The organism is Bacillus cereus group sp. BfR-BA-01379, from assembly GCF_022663605.1.
Lineage (GTDB): Bacteria > Bacillota > Bacilli > Bacillales > Bacillaceae_G > Bacillus_A > Bacillus_A mobilis.
This window is the reverse complement of the sequence record NZ_JAKUFT010000005.1, coordinates 99,764-119,586: the sequence shown is the minus strand read 5'-3', so window position 1 is coordinate 119,586 and position 19,823 is coordinate 99,764. Positions and strand designations below refer to the sequence as shown.

Below are 19,823 nucleotides of genomic sequence, written 5' to 3'. Positions count from 1 at the left end.
CCGAACCAATCGGGTTCCTACGGCTGGTTTGCCCTACTTCAGAGCTTTATCCCCTACCAGCCGTTGGAACGGGGTAAAGTGAAACTTCTTTTGCGTTTTTTGCAAAAGATCAGCCAAAATCAATCGGATTTTTTAGCCTTCACTATTTTCACTAACAACTAGAAATTACTTATCATTATGTTTTACCGTATCAGCGGAACAATGCAATCTACATAATTAGGGGGATTTCTATATGTCATCAAATTTGAAGATTCGAAATATCATTTTCATTTTAATTGGTTCTGCTATTTTTTCTTTCGGTATTGTGAATATCAATATTGAAAATCACCTTGCAGAAGGTGGATTTACCGGTATTACACTATTATTGTATTTTCTATTTAAGTTTGATCCTTCTTACTCAAACTTAATTTTAAATATCCCTATATTTATTATTGGTTGGAAGTTGCTTGGAAGAACGACATTTATCTATACATTAATCGGCACCTTTAGCGTATCTTTATTTCTATGGATTTTTCAGCGTTACGATGTTCTCAACTTACATTTAAACTTACAAAATGATATGACACTCGCGGCTTTATTCGCCGGGGCATTTATCGGTATCGGTCTTGGAATAATATTTAAATACGGCGGGACTACTGGCGGTGTAGATATTATCGCGAGACTCGCTCATAAGTATGTTGGCTGGAGTATGGGGAAAACGATGTTTATGTTTGATGCTATCGTCATTATCGTCTCAATTCTTACCTATTTATCATACCGCGAGGGCATGTATACGTTAGTTGCTGTTTTTATCGGGGCGAAAGTCATTGATTTTATGCAAGAAGGAGCCTATGCGGCGAAAGGAGCAACTATTATATCCGATAAAAATGACGAAATTGCTGCTAAAATTTTATCGGATATGGAGCGCGGAGCTACTTTTTTAAAAGCTGTTGGATCATATACAAAAGTGGAACGGAACGTATTGTATTGCGTTGTTGCTAAAAATGAAATCGTGAAATTAAAAAATATTATTACTTCTGTAGACCCTCATGCTTTTGTTGCTGTAAGTGACGTACATGATGTAGTTGGTGAAGGTTTTACATTAGATGAAAATAAAAATCCGTTACATACATAAACCGAACTAGAAAAGCTCTTTAGCTTTTCTAGTTTTTTATTACATATTTTTTAAGTTCCTCTAAATCTTCATAAATAAGCTCCAATAAACTGCGATTATAGAAAATGGAAGCAGGATGAAAAGTCGGGAAAATATGATATTCTTTCTCTGACCATGTAAATGCTGCACTTTGCATATCCTTTAATTTTTGAATCGGCTGTGTTAATAATTGTCCGTGCACATCAGTTATTTTTTTATTTTTTCCTGTTAAACGTTGAAGGCCGATATTTCCAAGTGTGACGATAAGCTTTGGGTTTATTTTCTCTAATTCATAATCTAACAAAGGGGCATGTGCAAGTATTTCTCCTTGATTTGGCGTTCTATTATACTTTTTCTGTACGATCTCACCATTTCGTTCTTTTTTCTCTCTCCACTTATAAGGTCTACTCCGAACAGCGCTCGTAATATATACTTCTTCCCTTGTAACATCAATCCGTTCTAAAAAAACCATTAATTGTTTTCCAGCCCTTCCGCTAAACGGAATCCCATTATGAATTTCTGTTTCACCAGGCGCTTCTCCTAATAACATAAATTTGGGATTTTCAGGACCTTGTCCACTTAAAAAGCCTTCTAACTGATAAAGAGCACTACGTTCTTTCACTTGTTTTACTAAATGGCTTGGATATTTCATTTCCCTCACCACCTTTCCGCATTACTTCTATTATTTCTATTTACAATACATTATATAATTCAATCCACAAAACAAAAAAAGACTATCAAATGATAGTCTTTAGTCGTCGCTACGCTGCATACCAGTATACATTAATACGAGACGTAATAATTCAAATACCGCTACAGCTGCAGCTGCTACATATGTTAATGCTGCCGCATTTAATACTTTACGAGCTTGGCCATATTCATCTGTTGATACGATACCTAACGCTTCAATTTGTTGCATTGCACGCTTTGATGCATCAAACTCAACTGGTAATGTAACGAGTTGGAACACAACACCTGCTGCCATTAAAATAATTCCTAATAACAATAGTTTTGACATTGTTGCAAATATACCAATCATAATAAATACCCATGATATATTCGATCCAAAATTCGCCACAGGCACTAACGAATGACGAATACGCATAAAGTTATAATCTTTTGCATCTTGAATTGCGTGTCCTACTTCGTGTGCTGCAACTGCTGTACCAGCAACTGAATGACCGTAATAGTTATCTGTTGATAATCTAACTGTTTTGGCAGTTGGATCATAATGGTCTGATAAATGGCCTGGTGTTTCTTCTACAGCTACGTTGTATAATCCATTTTCATCTAAAATTTTTCGAGCCACTTCCGCTCCTGTCATACCTGATGTTGAATAAACTTGTGAATACTTGCTATAAGCACTACGTACTCTTGACTGTGCATACAACGGTATGATCATTATGATCGCGAAGTAAATTAAATAAAACATCATGAACCTCCATTGAAGTTTTAATTATAGTACTTCTCATTCTATTTTCTTCTGCCATCATTGTCAATGAATAAACCTTACAATCCATATCTTTATTTATTGCATTATCTATTCTTAGAGTGTACATTACTTTTTCTTTTTTCTCTCTCCCCTTTATACTTTCTCCACCCAACATAAGTTAATGTGAATAAAATAAGACCTCCAGTAATTGTCATAAACCAAATGAGCGAGGGTGCAATTTCATCTTTTTTTACTGTGTGAAATATTTTTTGCAAATCCCCTTTAATGATTCCTAATTGCATTTGCCCACCTTTCGTTTTTAACATAACGTTACGAAATTCATCCAAATAAGATAAATGGGCATTTACACGCTGCACTTCGTTTTCTGGCAAAGCAATCATTAAGCTTGGATAAATAATATTAAATTCATGTAAAAATGTGTTTAACGTTTGTTGAAACTGTCCGGTATCTTCTTTTTTCATCGCTTTTTCCATTTGAGAAAAGGCACCCATTATTTTTGTTTCTCTTTCCATCCAAAGTGGTTGATATTTCGACACTTGCGCATCAACAGCGAGCTGCAGGGCTAACACATTATCAATTTTAACTTGTTTACCTAAATCTGTTTCCACGAGAGATTGTTTCGCCTTGTCGTAAGCTAAAGAAATAACTCTAACTTGATCTGGCGTTACTTCTTGCTTCTTTTCATTCCCCTTTATTACAAACTGCTCCGAGAAATGTTGTAATACTTGTACTGCTTTTTCATCTTCATTACGCTTCACTAATTGTAATGAGTCGTCTAACAACCCTGTTAGTTCACTCCACTCTTCAGCATATATACGTAACGGAAACATTATAATTAGAAATGCTATCAATCCAATTAATGTTCTCTTCATCACGGTCCCCCCTATAACTACTAGTACAAAATATGTTAATTGGGACAAGAATAGAACAGAACTGAACCGAAAAATATATTATCGTTTTACAAACAAAAAAATTCTCTTTAAGCAGAGAATTTTTCCTTTGAAATCCTTTTCTTTTTTACGAAATATCTATACAAGCTATAACAAAGTATGCTGCCGCATAAAATAAATAGTAAAATAGCACACGCAGCATGCATAAAGAATTCTTCTGGTAGCATTAATATAATCGGATCCGTTTCAATATCAAACATCCAATAATCATTACTGAATAAAAGCTTATGGAATAATACAAAACTTTTTTCAAAATTAATAGCAATCGGTAGCATCAGCGCGATTGGAAAGATAATTGTTAAAATTGATCCATGCAGTAAAAACTTTTCATTTTTCTTTTTTAATAAATAAATCCCGCCTATTATGGCAATCATAATTGTCGCATACATCACATATTGAATCTTTACTAAAATATTTTTAACATCTACAAAATGAATACGTCCATTTGTAGACATATCTAATGTTGGCAACTGCAATGCACCATCATAAAACGGCGATAAATATGTGATAAGCACATCATAATTTCTTTTAATATCACCCTTCGTCATATCCGCTAAATCTGGAATGTTTAAAAAATCAATTTCAAAATAATACAGCCATTTTCCGTATACAACCGCCGTTGTTGCAAGTGCAAATATAGAAAATGCTATGCTATACGAAACAACTATCGTAATCAATCGATCCCATATTTTTGTACCACTCTTATTTTTCTTCATTTTCTCCCCCTACATGTTTTAACTATCATAAAGAAAACTGTTTTCGGTTCTCACGCAAGCAAGAATAATATGTAATACATAGTGTAGCGATGCTTAGCCAGAACGTAAAATAACCAATTTCTTCTACAAACAAATGCATAATTCCATATCTCGGCATTTGCCAAAATAAATAATCAATTGCATCATTATGTAATGTCCATATAGCCGCTACCGCAAAATGCCATTTTTTTATACGATAAAACGGTGCATATAACAATCCTTGTACTGCCATCGCAAAATGCGAAAGCATTAACATATACCCCATAACACCAATAGGACCTTTTACATAGATCATAATTGCATTTACAACAACAGCCCATATACCATATTTTATTAAAGTAACAATCGCTAGCGCCTCTATTAATCCCCAATTTCTCTTTATTAAAAAAGCAATTAAAACAAAGACAAAAAAAAGACTCGCCATCGGGCTATCAGGTACAAACGGCCAAAATATAGGTGAAGTTTCTTTTAATTGATTTCCATACCATATAAATCCGTATATTGTACCTAATATGTTAACAACTAATAAAAATAATAATACGGAGCGTTGTCTTAACATTGCATACAAGTAAACCAAGCTGTATGTCCAACACCTTTCAAACAAAGTCATTCTTTCCTCAAACTCTACTCTATTATATAGTAAACTTTCTCTCATCAAAATAAAAAGCTGACTACAATTTTTTGTAGTCAGCTTTTTATTATTTTTTATTATACTTTGCAACGAATTCCGAAAGTTTCTTCAGTTCCTCATCTGTACCTTTAAATACACCTTTAGGCATTGAACCTTTTCCATCTTTCGCAATTTTAGCAATTTCTTCTGGCTTTAAAGTTAAGTTTTGCAGTGCAGGCGCTGCTGCCCCACCCTGTAAATTGTCACCGTGACACGTTAAACAAGTATTTTTTTGCATTAATTTATAGCCATCATCATTTTTATCAACTGGTGCTGTTTTTACAATTGCTCCTTGTTTTTTTGCAGCTTCCCAGTCGTGGTGTGCTACAGATTCCCAAGTTAAAAAGATAATCGATGCAATTGCTAAAAGCATAAATCCAGTTGCTACAGGACGCTTCAACGGGCGTCTTTCTGGTCCTCGATCAAGAAATGGCGCTAACAGTAATGCACCAAACGCAATCCCTGGCATAATAAACGCTCCAATTACAGTGAATGAACCAGAAGCATATGAATACTTTAATAACTGATACAAGAATAAGAAATACCAATCTGGAAGTGGTATATATCCGGCATCAGTTGGATCCGCCATTCTCTCAAGTGGTGACGGATGCGCCACTGTTAAACATAAATAACCGATTAAAAAAACTGCACCAACCATCCATTCTTTTAACAAGAAGTTCGGCCAAAATGCTTCTGTTTTTCCTGGGTATTCAGAATAGTCTTTTGGAATATTTGGTTTCCGAGCTACTGGTACCCGAGAATCTCCTACAAACTTCATCCCTTTGCCGCGATGCATAATCTCCCTCCTTTAGTTCTTTCTCCTTTTATTTAGCAATCTCTTATAGCGGACCGGAAATACCTTGTTTGCGAATCATGATGAAGTGGAAGGCCATTAAACCTAGAAGTGCTGCTGGTAAGAAGAAGACGTGAATAGCAAAGAAGCGAGTTAATGTTTGAGCGCCAACAATTTCGGAATGACCAGCGAGTAATGTTTTAATATAAGGACCAATGAGCGGTGTTTGCTCTGCAATTTGAATCCCTACTTTCGTAGCAAATAATGCTTTCATATCCCACGGTAATAAATATCCGGTAAAACCAAGACCTAACATAACAAAGAAAATAAGAACACCAACAATCCAGTTTAGCTCACGAGGCTTTTTATACGCACCCTGGAAGAAAACTCTAAGTGTATGTAAAAACATCATTACAATGACGAGACTAGCACCCCAGTGGTGCATACCACGAACAATTTGCCCATATGCAACTTCATTTTGTAAATAATAAACCGATTCCCAAGCATTTTTAATATCAGGCACATAATACATCGTCAAAAACATTCCAGATAAAATTTGAATTACAGTAACGAAAAAGGTAAGTCCTCCAAAGCAATAAACGAATGCAGAAAAGTGATGTGCCGGGTTTACATGTTCAGGTACTTCATGATCAGCAATATCACGCCATATTGGTGTAATATCTAACCTTTCATCTACCCAATCATAAATTTTATTTAGCATCTACTTTGCACCCCCTCTTGGCTTCGCTTTTCCTAAATACAGCGTTCCATCTTTCACTTTAGATTCGTACACATCAAGTGGAGCAAGGGGCGGCGTGCCTTTAATGTTCATCCCGTCTTTTGTGTAACGGCCCCCGTGACATGGACAAAAGAATTGATTCGGATGTGCTTTGTCCGAATTCCAGTTTACTGTACATCCTAAATGTTTACATACTGGAGAGAACGCCACAATGTCTCCGCTTTCATCTTTATGAACCCAAGCTGATTTTGGCTCTTCGGACTTGTACCAACCATCAACCTGCTTCACCTTAAAGTCGAAACGTTTCGGCTCTGTTGTAATATCCTTTACTTGTGCAACAGCAACCATATCCGTTCCCGCTTCTTTTCTTAACACCGGATCAAGCGCAAATCGCGTCATCGGCATTAAAATACCCGCTGCCATAAAGCCTCCTACCCCTGTAAGGGTGTAATTTAAAAACTGTCTTCTTGATACACGATGTTCTTTCTCGCTCACGAAAATTTCCCCCCTCTATCAGAAATTGTCCCCTCGTGATAAATTATATAAAAAATAAAAACTAGGACACTATCATGATATAATACGCTTATGCACAGGTCAATATCATACTACTCATAATAATAAGAACTTTCTGTTTATTATTACTTTCCCCATTTTCCTTCTAGCATTACCATTATATTTTTTATATGCGCATGAATAACTTCTCTTTTCGCTTGATCACTAAATTGTTCTAACGCCAATGAAGGAAACCAAAATAAATCTCCTTGTAATTCTTGCATATCTTCTTTCCATGAAAAATCACTTGTAACATAAGCAATATGCTTAAAACCTTGCTCTTGTAAATGATTTGTCCATTCTTGCAAACGACCTTTTTCATTTTTTTGACTTTCTACTAAATACGTAAATGCAGGTAGTAAAAGCACTCTTCCTTTATATTCTCTTTCCAGCTCCATACTCAACAATTCGATAAATTCACCTTGTTCTACTACCATTTTCATTTCTTTTGCTGCCGAAATTGATAAAAGTGGTATAACACCTGTATCTACATACTCTCTTGCTTGCTCAAACTGTTCCACATCTTTTACAATCCATTTCAAATTTCTTCCCTCCCCTCACCTACAAATGACAGAACTTTCACTTTATATATATTAAACCATACTAAAAGAGGTAAAAAAAGAAAAACTACCTATATTAAGGTAGTTTTTCTTAAAAAGTCTGAAATTTGTAAAATTTTATGAATCCAAATGAATTCTACAGCATCTTTAACTCAGCTGTTAACCTATGAAACGCTTCCTGATCCTGCTTATCTAGCGCTTCATCAATTTGTTTCAAAAGACGTTCTCTTCTAAAAGAAAATACACTTTCTTCTAAAAATCTTTCTGCAAGTAAACGATCTTTTTCATTTACTTCAATATGCTTTGGTAAATACGGGTTTTCTTCTAATACAGCTACATAATTGGCATTTTGAAATGATGATTTAAAATTGAGTTGAATATAAATATCCTCATCTCGATTTAAACGAATATCATGAAACGATTTTTCAGCATCCGTTGTCATAACATTTTGTTTAAAAAAGTGAAACGGTGTATCTTTTACACAATTCGCGGACATCACTAAGCCACGCGGACAATATTTTGCATGCTCTACGAAGTGGACTTTATGCATCAATTGGTCGTGACTCATTAAATAATTCAAAATCCATACACATTCACGCTGTTTCAGTTGGTAATTATTCAAAAACCATTTTACAAAATCCTTCTTCTCGTTTACAGAAACAGGGGTATTCATAGCAATTAAGTCCCTCCTCTGTCTTTCTCTTTTCTTTTTAGATTCAAGAAGCGGCATTCAGTTTCCTTCCAACTTATGAAAAATCCTCTAAATTATATAACAATTCTTCAATATGAATTTGTGTTGGGTCTAGTTGTATTAACTGAGTAAATACTTCTTTCGCCTCTTTTCTCATACCTTCTTCCAATAAGAAATAACCGTACTCTTCCAAGAAGTCTGGATGATTCTTAAAAGAAGTATATGCACTTTCATAGTGTTTTAATGCATCCGAATACATTTCTAATTGTTTTTTTGCAAACGCAAGATCCCAAAGTAGTTGTGTATCTGGTTCTCCGCTATCAATCGCACGCTCTACAACGGCAATTAGCTCTTCATACTTTTCTTGTTCTTTTAAGATATACGCATATTTTAATATCGCACCTAAATGTCCTGGATCTAACTCAAGCGCTTTTTGAAGCACTTCCTCTGCTTCCGCTATTTTCCCTAATTTCGCTGCAATGTTCGCTAATTCTACATACAATGGTACAGAAAGCTCATCTACTTTAATTCCTTCTTGAAGTGTTTCATAGCTTTCTTGAAGCATTCCTTCTTTTTCATAGCTTTTCGCTAAATACATGTAAAGCGACGCATACTCCGGATCCAATTCTTTTAGTTCTTGCCAAGCACCAATTGCTCTTTGGTATTCTTCGCCTTGGTATAATGTGAAGGCATATCCAAATAATGAGTGGATATCTTTTTGTTCCTCTAAACCTGCTTCGTAGTAAGAGATCGCTTCTTCCCAATTTCCAATCGCACTTAACGTTTCTGCGAGGCGAAGTGCAATGACAACACCACCCATTACTTTATGTTCCGCTAATAGCGCCTCATAATAAGTGATTGCCTTTTGTTCTTCCCCTTTACTACTATATAACTCTGCTAATCCAAACGTAATAACAGGCTCATCAGGCATCATTTCTTTCGCCTTTAATAGTTTTTGTTCCGCTACATCATCGAAACCTTGCATTTGGAATAAATCTGCAACAAGTAATAACGATTGAACATATAAATCATCATTTTCCGGAATATCATGAAGCACTTCAATTGCTTCATCTTCTTTGTCTAAATCAATATATAATTCTGCTAAAAATACAGTGAATTCACTTTCTTCCGGGTACAATAAACGCAAATCTTCTGTAATTGCTAACGCTTCATCCATAAATCCAAGTGTATGATAATAGCGAGCGATATCGTACTTCTCTTCATCATTCGCAATTTTTAATTGTTCTTTTAATAATTGTAATCCTTTTTCCGCTTCACCATTTTCAATATATGAAACAGCTTGTTCAAAGTTTTGCATAAACGTCTCCTTTAATTCTAACAAATATTATTTTCTGGTCATTTCCCCCGATTTATGCGGGCTAATAATCAGTGAAGATGAACATCCCACTGATTAAAGTTTCACTTTATCATAAGCAACTAGGTGTAAGAACGCAACCTTTAGAATGAGCATACTTCTTCTTGTACTTTCACTGATAACGATTCGAATATGACACCGATACCGCATTACTACTTTCTATTGTACCGTTTTCTTTCATTACCGTGCAAATAACTTCCCTTATTAATTATTAACACGCACGGATCGAGTCATTTAAATAAAAAAGACTCCTATAATAGGAGCCTTCACACACTCTTAAGAGTATGTTTCTTCTTTCTTTACTTGCTCTTTTACAAGCTCTTTCAATAATTCTATAATTTCATCATTTTCTTCTTTCAAACCGACAGTAATACGAATACCATCATGTATACCAAATGCAGCACCAGAACGAACAATGTAGCCTTTCTTCATTAATCGTTCGAAAGCCTCATTACCAGGAATACCGAGTTTTAAGAAAATGAAATTTGTTTGAGATGGATAATAGAATACGTTATATTCCTTACAAAATGCGTAATATTGATTTAATCCTTCTTCGTTCTTTTTCACACATTCTTGTAAAAATGCTTGATCTTCTAATGCAGCAAGTGCTACCGATTGGGCTACAGTCGATGTATTAAATGGTAACCTTGCTACTTCTAGCTGTCCGATTAACTTCGCATTACCAACCGCATACCCGATACGGAAAGCAGCTAAACCATATGCTTTTGAAAACGTACGTAAAACCATAAGATTTTCATATTTTTCAAGAAGTGATAATGTTTGTGGATAGTCTTCTGCTCCCGCATATTCATAATATGCTTCGTCCATAATAACGAGCGTTGACTTAGGAACTGATTCTAAAAATGAAAGTAACTTTTGCTTCTCTACATATGTACCTGTTGGATTATTCGGGTTACAAATCCATACAATCTTCGTTTTATCATCTACTTGCTGTAACATCGCATCTAAATCATGAATGCCATCTTTAAGTGGTACTTCACGAACTTCTGCTCCTTCAATAACAGCATGGTGATGGTATTGAGAGAATGTTGGATTCGCCATTACAACATTTGTTCCTTCGTGTAGTAATGCACGGCTAATCATTTGAATGACTTCATCTAATCCACTACCAAATAACAGTTGTTCCGCTTTAACACCTAACTGCTCTGCTACTTTTGTCCGAAGTTCAAATGCATATCCATCTGGATAAAGAGCATATTGACTCGCTAAAGAAGTTAATGCTTCTGTTACGCGTGCTGAGCAACCGAATGGATTTTCGTTCGATGCTAATTTCACAATTTTTGATAATCCATATTCCCTTTTTACTTCTTCAATGTTTTTCCCAGGTACATATGCTCTCAAAGTTAACAATTGCTCTTTCACTCTCATTTTTCTTCCCCCAGTCATTTTATTCAATTCGATTACACTACGGTTGTAATCCCGCACTGTAATCGTTTATCTTAACCGCCACTATTACGAGAATACCTCAAAACAAGCACTTCACACTTCTTAAGCCATATCCTTTTGAAATGCCTCTAACGCAATATGAACAGTCTCATCTGGAATAGATACGACATTCACTACCCCATATTCCTGCATTAACACCATATGAATTGCTCCAGCATTCGCTTTCTTATCTTGTTTCATCAACTGGACGAGGCGCTCTACATTCAAATCACTTGGCATTTTTGGATAACCGTACTTTAAGAACCACTGCTTCATCTCTTCATAGGAAAGATCAACCTTGTACACCTGTTCACTTAAAAACAAGGCAAATAACATTCCAACCGCTACTCCGTCACCGTGAGTAATATTTCCATATCCTAGCTCTTTTTCAAGAGCATGGCCTAACGTATGTCCAAAGTTCAAATGAGCACGTACGCCTTGTTCTGTTTCATCTTGCGCTACAATATTTGCCTTTACAGGAATCGCCTTCGTTAATATATGAATTAACTTTTCATCACGAAGGTCTGCTAATGTTTGCACTTCTTCTCTTAGCCAATGATACAGCTCTACATCACCAATAAGAGCATGTTTTATCACTTCTGCATAACCTGAACGCCATTCTTTTTCAGGAAGAGACTGTAAAAACGGCGTATGATATACAACTGCTTCCGGTTGATGGAATGCACCGATCATATTTTTACCTAACGGATGATTGATCGCTACTTTCCCACCTACTGCACTATCGTGAGCTAATAAAGTCGTTGGAACTTGAATAAAGCGAATTCCACGCATAAACGACGCAGCAACAAAACCAGCTAAATCCCCAATCATTCCGCCTCCAAGTGCAATAATTAAAGAATTTCTATCTAATTTATTTTCAAGAGCTGACGTATGAGCCGCATAGAAGTTTTCAAAAGACTTCTCTTTTTCACCACTCGGTACAACGAATGAAAATACTTTTTGCTCTATTTGCAATGCATCTACAACTGTCTGTAAATGGAAAGATGCAACAGCTTCATCTGAAATGATCATAACGTTTGATACAGATGGTTGCATATTTTGAACGATTGTTTTCAAATGTGACAACGATTCTTGTCCTACGTGTACATCATATTCTTTTGATTTCGTTTGAATATGTATGTTTCCCATTAAAATCCCCTCGCATATTCATTATGTTTCTCAATATTTTCACGAATAAGGTCCATACGATCTAATCCGAATTGTTCTATTAAAGCTGTCGCTAATTCCCAAGCCACAACCGCTTCTGCAACGACACTAGCTGCTGGAACGGCGCAACTGTCTGAGCGTTCAATGCTCGCTGTAAAAGGCTCTTTCGTATCAATATCTACACTTTGAAGAGGTTTATATAGTGTAGGTATCGGTTTCATCACACCGCGCACAACAATTGGCATTCCAGTCGTCATTCCGCCTTCTAAACCACCTGCGTTATTTGTTCTTCGTGTATATCCATGCTCTTCATTCCAAAGAATTTCATCATGAACTTCACTTCCTGGTCTATGCGCTGCTTCAAAACCAATTCCGATCTCGACACCTTTGAAGGCATTAATGCTCATAATTGCGGCTGCTAATTTTGCATCCAGTTTTCGGTCATAATGCACATAGCTACCAACCCCAATTGGCATTCCTTCCACAATCACTTCAACAATCCCACCGATTGAATCACCATTTGCTTTCGCATCATCAATTGCTTTCATCATTTTGTTACCTGCATCTTCATCTAAGCAACGTACAGGTGATGCTTCTGTAATACTTTTTAATTCTTCAATTGAACGATACGTAACTTCCTTAGCCTCAACACCGCCAATTTCAATTACATGGCCCGCCACTTTAATACCAAGTTCTGCTAACACTTTTTTAGCAACCGCACCAGCAGCAACACGCACTGTCGTTTCGCGTGCTGAAGAACGTTCTAGTACATTTCTCATATCTCTATGTCCATATTTAATCGCACCATTTAAATCAGCATGTCCAGGTCTTGGCTTTGTTACTTTTCTTTTCATTTCTTTTTCTTCTTGTTCTGTTAAAGGCTCTGCGCCCATAATTTTTGTCCAATGCGCAAAATCACGATTTTCAACAACAAGTGCAATTGGAGAACCTAATGTCTCTCCGTGTCTAACACCACTTACAATTTGCACTTGATCTGTTTCAATTTGCATGCGTCTACCACGCCCATAACCCTTTTGCCTTCTAGCTAACTCTTCATTTATATCATCCGCTACTAAAGGCAGTCCTGCCGGAACACCTTCTATAATCGTTGTAAGTTGTGGACCATGAGACTCACCAGCTGTAATATATCGCATACGTTATTCCTCTTTTCGTATATGTATTTATCTCGCTATATTAAGCAATGATATTATCTTTCCTTACTCTAAAAATATGAAAGAAATTATATAATACATCAGCCATTCGTTTATTATCCGATAGGCCTTTTACTTTACATATCAATATATCATAACCGCCCTAACTTCGTAACTAAATGAAATAAAAAAAGTGCAAGAAGAATACCCCTATTCTCCTTGCACTTTCTACTATTATCACAGTGATTAAAGCGTTTACAAATTATTTCAAAATAATTAGTAAATCCATTCATTCATTAATTTTGAGTAGTCAACTAATTCTTCTTCCTTAAAGAAAATAGCAATCTCACGCTCTGCACTTTCTAACGAATCAGAACCATGGATAATGTTTTTCGCAACAGTTACACCGAAATCTCCACGAATTGTTCCAGGAGCTGCTTCATGTGGTCTTGTTTTACCCATCATGTTACGAGCTGTATCTACTACACCTTCACCTTGCCATACCATTGCGAATACAGGGCCAGATGTAATAAAATCTACTAATTCACCAAAGAAAGGTTTCTCTGTGTGCTCAGCATAGTGTTGTCCAGCAATTTCCGGAGTGACTTGCATTAATTTTGCACCAACTAATTGAAAGCCTTTTTTCTCAAAACGAGCTACGATTTCCCCAATGAAGGCACGTTGTACACCGTCTGGTTTTACCATTAGAAATGTTTTTTCCATAAAAAATCTCTCCACTTCTGAATTATGTATGTAATTGTATATCCCCACACACATATTAACACCCTTATCACAATTGTGCAATAGTTTTGAAATAGAGAGATTATTTTATTTTTTAGAAAAAACACTAAAATTTTCGTTTTCCAATATACTTTGCTACATTTTGTAATGCATACTTCGCTTGTCCACGTGGGAGCGGTTTTATAATTTCTAATGCTTTATGTAAATAACGTTCACTAAATGCAAATGCTTTATCAATAGCGGCACTATTCTTTACAGCCTCAATAATTTCTTTCATTTCATCCGCTGTTGTATTTTCATGTACAGATGTGATTTTCTTACGAAGTACTGGATCTTCCATAGCGTATAGAGCAGGAAGCGTAATATTTCCTTGTAGTAAATCTCCGCCAGCAGGTTTTCCAAGCTTCTCTTCTGTGGACACGAAATCTAAAATATCATCAATAATTTGATACGACATGCCTACAAAATACCCATACCAAAATAGTCGATTTACCGTATCACGATTAGCGCCAGCAGCAATTGCTCCTAGTTGACAACTCGCCGCAATTAATAATGCTGTTTTTCGCTTTATTCTTCTTAAATACGTTCGTAAATTTTGGTCATAATTGTATTTATCTTTAATTTGTTCAATTTCACCTTTACAAACTTCTAAAATGGTATGCGATAGCGCCTGATGCGCCTCTGGAATTTCGATATTTGTTATACATTCAAGAGACTTAGCAAATAGATAGTCCCCTGTATACATTGCAATACGATCTCCCCATTTCGCATTCACAGTTGCACTACCACGTCGTAAAAATGCAGCATCAATAACATCATCGTGAACAAGAGAAGCCATATGAATAAGTTCTAACGCAACAGCTACATGCTTAATTGCATCTAACTTATAATCTCCAAACTTTCCCGCAAGCAATACAAATACAGGACGAATTCGCTTCCCACCAGCTTCAATAAGTTGTAATGCCGCCTCTTCTACTAATGGCTGTTCAGAAGCAACTGTCTTTTTTAATTCTTTTTCTATCACATTAATATCCGATCGTAAAAAAGAGTACATAAGTTGTAACTTCATATTGTTCACCTTAACCTAAAACTTCTTTTTTCTATTTTGATTCTGGTTTTATACCTAAATGCATCGCAGCTACCCCAAAAGTAAACGGCTTCACTTGTACACGTTCAAGTCCAGCTTCTTCAAACATACTAGCCAATTCTTTCATACCTGGGAATGAACTAGCAGATTCTTGCAGCCATGAATATTCTTTATAGCTTTTCGCAAATAACTTTCCAAATAACGGCATGATATATTTAAAGTATAAAATATACCCTTGTCGAAAACCAATCATTGTTGGTTGAGATGTTTCTAAACAAATTACTTTTCCACCTGGTTTGACTACACGCGTCATTTCTTTTAATACGTGCATATAATCCGGTACGTTACGTAAACCAAATCCAATCGTTACATAATCAAATGTGTTATCTTCAAATGGAAGCTCCATTGCATTCCCGTGTAGAAGTTCTACTTGTTTTAATTGTAACGCCTCTACCTTTTGCTTACCAACAGATAACATATTTTCACTGAAGTCTAAACCAACAACCTTACCCTGTTCACCTACCGCTCCAGCTAGCGCAATTGTCCAGTCCGCTGTCCCGCAGCATACATCAAGAGCCTTGTTACCTGGTTTTACATCCATAATGCGCATCGTCTCTTTACGCCACGCTTTATGTCTTTGAAAACTAATTACAGAATTCATCACATCGTATTTATCAGAGATTTTCTCAAATACATCATGTACTCTTTCTTCTTTTGATTGTTGCATGCTCGTACCTTCTTCCAATGTAAAATAGCTTATGTCTTCGATTTATCTCTTAACACAGAGTTTATTTCACTTATATCTGTGTGGTTTTCTAAAAATTGATTTTCTTTCTTTCTGAGTTCCATCATCCATCCATGTATTACTGTTTCTACCTCTGCTTGATCCTTCACAATTCCTTGAACTGCTTGGAAAACAGGTGAATGTCTTTTATCAGCATGCAGTTCACATTCTTTTTGAAGACGGTTCTTTCCTAGTACATACGTTATAAACGGCTTCCAATGCGATAACTGAAAATGATCACATGTTTTTTGCAAGAGTGCAGACTCAATCGTAACTACACTTTCCATTATGTCATCCATCGTTTCATGCGCTTTTTGATATAACATTATTTTGTGTTCATTAATTTCTTTAATTCCTTCAGCAAGCGCACGAATTAAAACAATATCACGATTCATAGACAATAAATAATAATATAACCCGCTATAGTAATCACCAGCAAGTACTGTTAGCTGACGACGTTTATGCGATTCATTTGCTTCTTCCCCTGCTTTATTTGATACTCTTTCATGTGTATCAAGCGCAATTTGCACAAGCATAATCGTTACTACATAATGCTCAATTTGTTCTATATGTAAATTTGCACTTTTTAAAGCTCCATATAACAATGCTATTTTTTCTTCATCAATAAATGGTTCTTCAATATAGTTTATAAAATAAGGATGGCGTAATTTCTCCATCAATTTCTCTCTTATACCCGCATACCCTCCGTAGATGTCACACACAAAAATCACCCTTGTTTTCTAATTCATAAAACTTATTATAACACATACATACTATTTTCTATAACCAAAACTTGGCTACTCTTTCCAAACTTCCACCGAACGAAATAACATCTTCCACTCTTTTTAGTAGTCTTTCTATTCTCACTCTGCCTTACTAAAACTATATCATTTATTTACATAAAAAAAAAAGAAAAGCAGTTTCCTACTTTTCTTTACTTCGATTTAATAAAAGATAAAATTTCACTGCGTGCTGCAGCATCATTTTCTAGCACACCACGTACTGCTGTTGTTACTGTTTTCGCGCCTGGCTTTTTCACACCGCGCATCGTCATGCACATATGTTCCGCTTCTACTACTACCATTACACCATGCGGCTCTAGTACTTCCATAATAGAGTTCGCTACTGTTGATGTAATACGTTCTTGCAGTTGTGGACGACGTGCAATTGTATCTACAGTACGAGCTAATTTACTTAACCCTGTCACTTTTCCGCCTTGCGGAATATATGCAACGTGAGCAACTCCATAGAATGGAACTAAATGATGCTCACACATCGAATAAAACGGTATATCTTTTACTAGTACAAGCTCCTCGTGATCTTCTCCGAACACTTTATGCAAATGTTCTTTCGGATCTTCATGCATTCCTGCGAACACTTCTGCGTACATTTTTGCAACACGCTTTGGTGTATCAAGCACTCCCTCGCGATTTGGGTCATCTCCGATTGCCTCTAAAATAAGGCGTACTGCATGTTCAATTTGTTCTAAATTAACTTTTGCCATCCGCTAGCCCTCCCGAAAACCTAAAAGTGATACGAACACATTCTAGCATATTTATGTTTTTAAAAGCAAAAAGAAGAGTTCCCAAAAAGGAAACTCTTCTTCCCTGTTAATATGTAAGGATTATTTAACCGCATCTTTTAACGCTTTACCAGGTTTGAATGCAGGTACTTTACTTGCAGCGATTTCAATCTCCTCACCTGTTTGTGGGTTACGACCTTTACGAGCCGCACGCTCACGAACTTCGAAGTTACCGAATCCGATCAGTTGTACTTTATCACCTTGTTTTAAAGCTTCTAAGATAGAATCAAAAACAGCGTCTACTGCTTTTGTTGCGTCCTTTTTAGAAAGGGAACTTGCTTCTGCAACAGCATTGATTAAATCTGTCTTGTTCATGCCATTCACCTCCTCCCAAAGATAAGACTGTATAATGATCATAAAATGAGTCTTACTTTCATTTGTAGGCAATTTTTGCAAATTCTATACTACAAAGATGTAGATAAATCATTATCAACGCCTATATTATACGATTCTCCTTTATAATTCAATATTTTTAAGGAAATTGTTACTCTTAAAATGTGAAAATCTGATGAAACTTGACAATTTACAACAATATATTAGATAATGACTGTTTATTTTTCTATTCTATACGCGAAAATCAAAAAAATCCCTCTGCGATGAGAGGGATTTTTTTCTTATAATATAATCGCAATTAATCCGCCAGATCCTTCGTTAATAATTCTTTCTAGCGTTTCTTTTAATTTATATCTCGCATTTTCTGGCATTAAAGATAGTTTTGCTTGTATGCCTTCTCGAACAATAGAGCTAAGCGAACGTCCGAATATATCAGAATTCCAAATTGATAATGGGTCATCTTCAAAATCCTGCATTAAATAACGAACTAATTCTTCACTTTGCTTTTCAGTACCAATGATTGGCTCAAACGTTGACTCCACATCTACTTTAATCATATGAATAGATGGCGCTACAGCTTTTAATTTCACACCAAACCTTGAACCGTGACGAATAATTTCTGGCTCATCTAAGCTCATGTCAGCTAGCGCAGGCGCTGCTACACCATATCCTGTTTGCTTTACCATACGCAGGGCATCCGCCACTTGATCGTATTCTATTTTTGCATGAGATAAATCGAGCATAAGCTTCAACAAATGATCTTTCCCTCTAATTTCTACTCCTACTACTTCTTTTAAAATTTGATCATATAATTCATCTGGTGCATATAAATCAATCTCTGCTACGCCTTGCCCCATATCAATGCCAGCTAGGCTTGCTCGATCAATAAATTCATACTGACTAAACTGCCAAACGACGCGGTCCACATCACGAAGACGTTTTATATCCTTTACAGTCTCTTGAACAGCTTCTTGATAGCTTTGGCGTAACCAATGCCCTTCATTTAACACCATCACCCAGCTCGGAAGGTTAACATTCACTTCTAAAACCGGGAACTCAAATAACGCTTCTCGAAGCACATTGTACACATCTGTTTCTCTTAAACTCTCTACACTCATCGCAATGACTGGGATATCATATTCTTCAGATAAACTTTGGCGCAATTGCTCTGTATCTGGATGATACGGCTGTACAGTATTAATGATCATAATGAAAGGTTTTCCGACTTCTTTTAACTCATTTACTACACGTTCTTCTGCCTCTATATAATCTCTTCTTGGAATTTCACCAATCGTTCCATCTGTTGTAATGACAACACCAATCGTTGAATGCTCTTGAATTACTTTACGTGTGCCGATTTCTGCAGCTTCATGGAATGGAATAGGTTCTTCATACCAAGGAGTATTAATCATGCGCGGGCCATTCTCATCTTCATAGCCTTTTGCTCCTGGAACCGTATATCCGACGCAATCTACTAATCGAATATTCACTTCAAGACCTTCATCTACTTCGATAGAAACCGCTTGGTTTGGAACAAACTTCGGTTCCGTCGTCATGATTGTACGACCAGCAGCACTTTGAGGCAGTTCATCCTGCGCCCTTTGACGGTCAGACTCATTCTCAATATTAGGAATAACTACAAGTTCCATAAATTTTTTAATGAATGTTGATTTCCCTGTTCGAACAGCTCCTACAACTCCAAAATAAATATCACCGCCTGTGCGTTCCGCAATATCTTTAAAAATATCTACCTTTTCCAAGTGATTCCCTCCCTCAATATTTTTGGGAATAATTCCACGTTTATAGTCAACTAATACCTTCTCTAACGTTGCCTATGATATCTGATATAATATAATGGTATT

Annotated in this window: 22 protein-coding genes; 1 reads left to right on the top strand and 21 read right to left on the bottom strand. The window is 36.1% G+C overall.

Annotated elements, in window-relative coordinates:
• The first annotated feature begins 232 nt into the window (after window positions 1-232).
• Window positions 233-1,114 (top strand): YitT family protein, encoded by an 882-nt coding sequence (locus tag MR113_RS03715; RefSeq protein ID WP_242251128.1) that lies wholly within the window; start codon window positions 233-235, stop codon window positions 1,112-1,114.
• A 28-nt stretch (window positions 1,115-1,142) separates the two neighbouring features.
• On the opposite strand, the gene MR113_RS03710 is transcribed toward MR113_RS03715, so the two are convergent.
• The 21 genes from MR113_RS03710 to spoIVA all read right to left on the bottom strand — a co-directional run bounded on the left by MR113_RS03710 (window position 1,143) and on the right by spoIVA (window position 19,721).
• On the bottom strand, window positions 1,143-1,784 hold the full coding sequence (locus tag MR113_RS03710) for a uracil-DNA glycosylase (protein WP_242251126.1): 642 nt from the start codon (window positions 1,782-1,784) through the stop codon (window positions 1,143-1,145).
• A gap of 99 nt (window positions 1,785-1,883) precedes the next feature.
• Window positions 1,884-2,567 carry a zinc metallopeptidase gene (locus MR113_RS03705; RefSeq protein WP_073517780.1) on the bottom strand — a complete coding sequence of 228 codons (684 nt, stop codon included), beginning with the start codon at window positions 2,565-2,567 and terminating at the stop codon, window positions 1,884-1,886.
• Window positions 2,568-2,668: 101 nt separating this feature from the next.
• The gene (ypjB, locus tag MR113_RS03700; protein ID WP_242251124.1) at window positions 2,669-3,457 is read right to left on the bottom strand and encodes a sporulation protein YpjB; all 789 of its coding nucleotides are present in this window, start codon (window positions 3,455-3,457) and stop codon (window positions 2,669-2,671) included.
• 107 nt (window positions 3,458-3,564) lie between these two features.
• Window positions 3,565-4,251 carry a lipoprotein intramolecular transacylase Lit gene (gene lit / locus MR113_RS03695; RefSeq protein ID WP_242251122.1) on the bottom strand — a complete coding sequence of 229 codons (687 nt, stop codon included), beginning with the start codon at window positions 4,249-4,251 and terminating at the stop codon, window positions 3,565-3,567.
• Between the two features lie 25 nt (window positions 4,252-4,276).
• The gene (gene lhaT, locus MR113_RS03690) at window positions 4,277-4,867 is read right to left on the bottom strand and encodes a lipoprotein heptaprenylglyceryl N-acetyltransferase LhaT (protein WP_098560751.1); all 591 of its coding nucleotides are present in this window, start codon (window positions 4,865-4,867) and stop codon (window positions 4,277-4,279) included.
• 121 nt (window positions 4,868-4,988) lie between these two features.
• On the bottom strand, window positions 4,989-5,756 hold the full coding sequence (gene qcrC, locus MR113_RS03685) for a menaquinol-cytochrome c reductase cytochrome b/c subunit (RefSeq protein WP_000554601.1): 768 nt from the start codon (window positions 5,754-5,756) through the stop codon (window positions 4,989-4,991).
• Window positions 5,757-5,799: 43 nt separating this feature from the next.
• Window positions 5,800-6,474, bottom strand: coding sequence for a menaquinol-cytochrome c reductase cytochrome b subunit (gene qcrB / locus MR113_RS03680; RefSeq protein ID WP_000932700.1), 675 nt, complete (start codon window positions 6,472-6,474; stop codon window positions 5,800-5,802).
• Window positions 6,475-6,987, bottom strand: a complete 513-nt coding sequence (gene qcrA / locus MR113_RS03675; protein ID WP_001290420.1) for a menaquinol-cytochrome c reductase iron-sulfur subunit — start codon at window positions 6,985-6,987, stop codon at window positions 6,475-6,477.
• 143 nt (window positions 6,988-7,130) lie between these two features.
• Entirely contained in the window at window positions 7,131-7,586 is a 456-nt protein-coding gene (locus MR113_RS03670) for a YpiF family protein (RefSeq protein ID WP_242251120.1), read from the bottom strand.
• 154 nt (window positions 7,587-7,740) lie between these two features.
• Window positions 7,741-8,277, bottom strand: coding sequence for a ReoY family proteolytic degradation factor (locus MR113_RS03665; RefSeq protein WP_001095929.1), 537 nt, complete (start codon window positions 8,275-8,277; stop codon window positions 7,741-7,743).
• Window positions 8,278-8,350: 73 nt separating this feature from the next.
• Window positions 8,351-9,613: a tetratricopeptide repeat protein gene (locus tag MR113_RS03660; RefSeq protein WP_242251119.1), complete on the bottom strand. Its 1,263-nt coding sequence runs from the start codon at window positions 9,611-9,613 to the stop codon at window positions 8,351-8,353.
• Between the two features lie 333 nt (window positions 9,614-9,946).
• Window positions 9,947-11,059 (bottom strand): histidinol-phosphate transaminase, encoded by a 1,113-nt coding sequence (gene hisC / locus MR113_RS03655; protein ID WP_242251117.1) that lies wholly within the window; start codon window positions 11,057-11,059, stop codon window positions 9,947-9,949.
• 120 nt (window positions 11,060-11,179) lie between these two features.
• A complete protein-coding gene (gene aroB, locus MR113_RS03650) occupies window positions 11,180-12,265 on the bottom strand; it encodes a 3-dehydroquinate synthase (protein ID WP_242251106.1) in 1,086 nt (361 codons plus the stop codon).
• The gene (gene aroC / locus MR113_RS03645; protein WP_242251104.1) at window positions 12,265-13,437 is read right to left on the bottom strand and encodes a chorismate synthase; all 1,173 of its coding nucleotides are present in this window, start codon (window positions 13,435-13,437) and stop codon (window positions 12,265-12,267) included. The genes aroB and aroC overlap by 1 nt, the downstream gene beginning before the upstream one ends.
• Before the next feature lie 273 nt (window positions 13,438-13,710).
• Window positions 13,711-14,157 carry a nucleoside-diphosphate kinase gene (gene ndk / locus MR113_RS03640; protein WP_000415885.1) on the bottom strand — a complete coding sequence of 149 codons (447 nt, stop codon included), beginning with the start codon at window positions 14,155-14,157 and terminating at the stop codon, window positions 13,711-13,713.
• 124 nt (window positions 14,158-14,281) lie between these two features.
• Window positions 14,282-15,244 (bottom strand): heptaprenyl diphosphate synthase component II, encoded by a 963-nt coding sequence (gene hepT / locus MR113_RS03635; protein WP_016088641.1) that lies wholly within the window; start codon window positions 15,242-15,244, stop codon window positions 14,282-14,284.
• A 31-nt stretch (window positions 15,245-15,275) separates the two neighbouring features.
• A complete protein-coding gene (gene menG / locus MR113_RS03630) occupies window positions 15,276-15,989 on the bottom strand; it encodes a 2-heptaprenyl-1,4-naphthoquinone methyltransferase (protein WP_242251102.1) in 714 nt (237 codons plus the stop codon).
• A 29-nt stretch (window positions 15,990-16,018) separates the two neighbouring features.
• Window positions 16,019-16,768 (bottom strand): heptaprenyl diphosphate synthase component 1, encoded by a 750-nt coding sequence (locus MR113_RS03625; RefSeq protein ID WP_242251100.1) that lies wholly within the window; start codon window positions 16,766-16,768, stop codon window positions 16,019-16,021.
• Between the two features lie 212 nt (window positions 16,769-16,980).
• Window positions 16,981-17,550: a GTP cyclohydrolase I FolE gene (folE, locus tag MR113_RS03620; protein WP_001151477.1), complete on the bottom strand. Its 570-nt coding sequence runs from the start codon at window positions 17,548-17,550 to the stop codon at window positions 16,981-16,983.
• Window positions 17,551-17,670: 120 nt separating this feature from the next.
• Window positions 17,671-17,943 (bottom strand): HU family DNA-binding protein, encoded by a 273-nt coding sequence (locus MR113_RS03615; protein WP_001043860.1) that lies wholly within the window; start codon window positions 17,941-17,943, stop codon window positions 17,671-17,673.
• Window positions 17,944-18,242: 299 nt separating this feature from the next.
• Window positions 18,243-19,721 (bottom strand): stage IV sporulation protein A, encoded by a 1,479-nt coding sequence (gene spoIVA / locus MR113_RS03610; protein WP_000416519.1) that lies wholly within the window; start codon window positions 19,719-19,721, stop codon window positions 18,243-18,245.
• Window positions 19,722-19,823 lie beyond the last annotated feature (102 nt).

Bases quoted from the DNA above. Each gene is read 5' to 3' on its own strand.
- menG (WP_242251102.1), bottom strand. From the start codon at position 15,989: ATGCAACAATCAAAAGAAGAAAGAGTACATGATGTATTTGAGAAAATC.
- MR113_RS03710 (WP_242251126.1), bottom strand. From the start codon at position 1,784: ATGAAATATCCAAGCCATTTAGTAAAACAAGTGAAAGAACGTAGTGCT.
- qcrB (WP_000932700.1), bottom strand. From the start codon at position 6,474: ATGCTAAATAAAATTTATGATTGGGTAGATGAAAGGTTAGATATTACA.
- hepT (WP_016088641.1), bottom strand. From the start codon at position 15,244: ATGAAGTTACAACTTATGTACTCTTTTTTACGATCGGATATTAATGTG.
- aroC (WP_242251104.1), bottom strand. From the start codon at position 13,437: ATGCGATATATTACAGCTGGTGAGTCTCATGGTCCACAACTTACAACG.
- ypjB (WP_242251124.1), bottom strand. From the start codon at position 3,457: ATGAAGAGAACATTAATTGGATTGATAGCATTTCTAATTATAATGTTT.
- MR113_RS03715 (WP_242251128.1), top strand. From the start codon at position 233: ATGTCATCAAATTTGAAGATTCGAAATATCATTTTCATTTTAATTGGT.
- MR113_RS03665 (WP_001095929.1), bottom strand. From the start codon at position 8,277: ATGAATACCCCTGTTTCTGTAAACGAGAAGAAGGATTTTGTAAAATGG.
- lit (WP_242251122.1), bottom strand. From the start codon at position 4,251: ATGAAGAAAAATAAGAGTGGTACAAAAATATGGGATCGATTGATTACG.
- MR113_RS03660 (WP_242251119.1), bottom strand. From the start codon at position 9,613: ATGCAAAACTTTGAACAAGCTGTTTCATATATTGAAAATGGTGAAGCG.
- aroB (WP_242251106.1), bottom strand. From the start codon at position 12,265: ATGGGAAACATACATATTCAAACGAAATCAAAAGAATATGATGTACAC.
- ndk (WP_000415885.1), bottom strand. From the start codon at position 14,157: ATGGAAAAAACATTTCTAATGGTAAAACCAGACGGTGTACAACGTGCC.
- MR113_RS03615 (WP_001043860.1), bottom strand. From the start codon at position 17,943: ATGAACAAGACAGATTTAATCAATGCTGTTGCAGAAGCAAGTTCCCTT.
- hisC (WP_242251117.1), bottom strand. From the start codon at position 11,059: ATGAGAGTGAAAGAGCAATTGTTAACTTTGAGAGCATATGTACCTGGG.
- folE (WP_001151477.1), bottom strand. From the start codon at position 17,550: ATGGCAAAAGTTAATTTAGAACAAATTGAACATGCAGTACGCCTTATT.
- qcrC (WP_000554601.1), bottom strand. From the start codon at position 5,756: ATGCATCGCGGCAAAGGGATGAAGTTTGTAGGAGATTCTCGGGTACCA.
- MR113_RS03705 (WP_073517780.1), bottom strand. From the start codon at position 2,567: ATGATGTTTTATTTAATTTACTTCGCGATCATAATGATCATACCGTTG.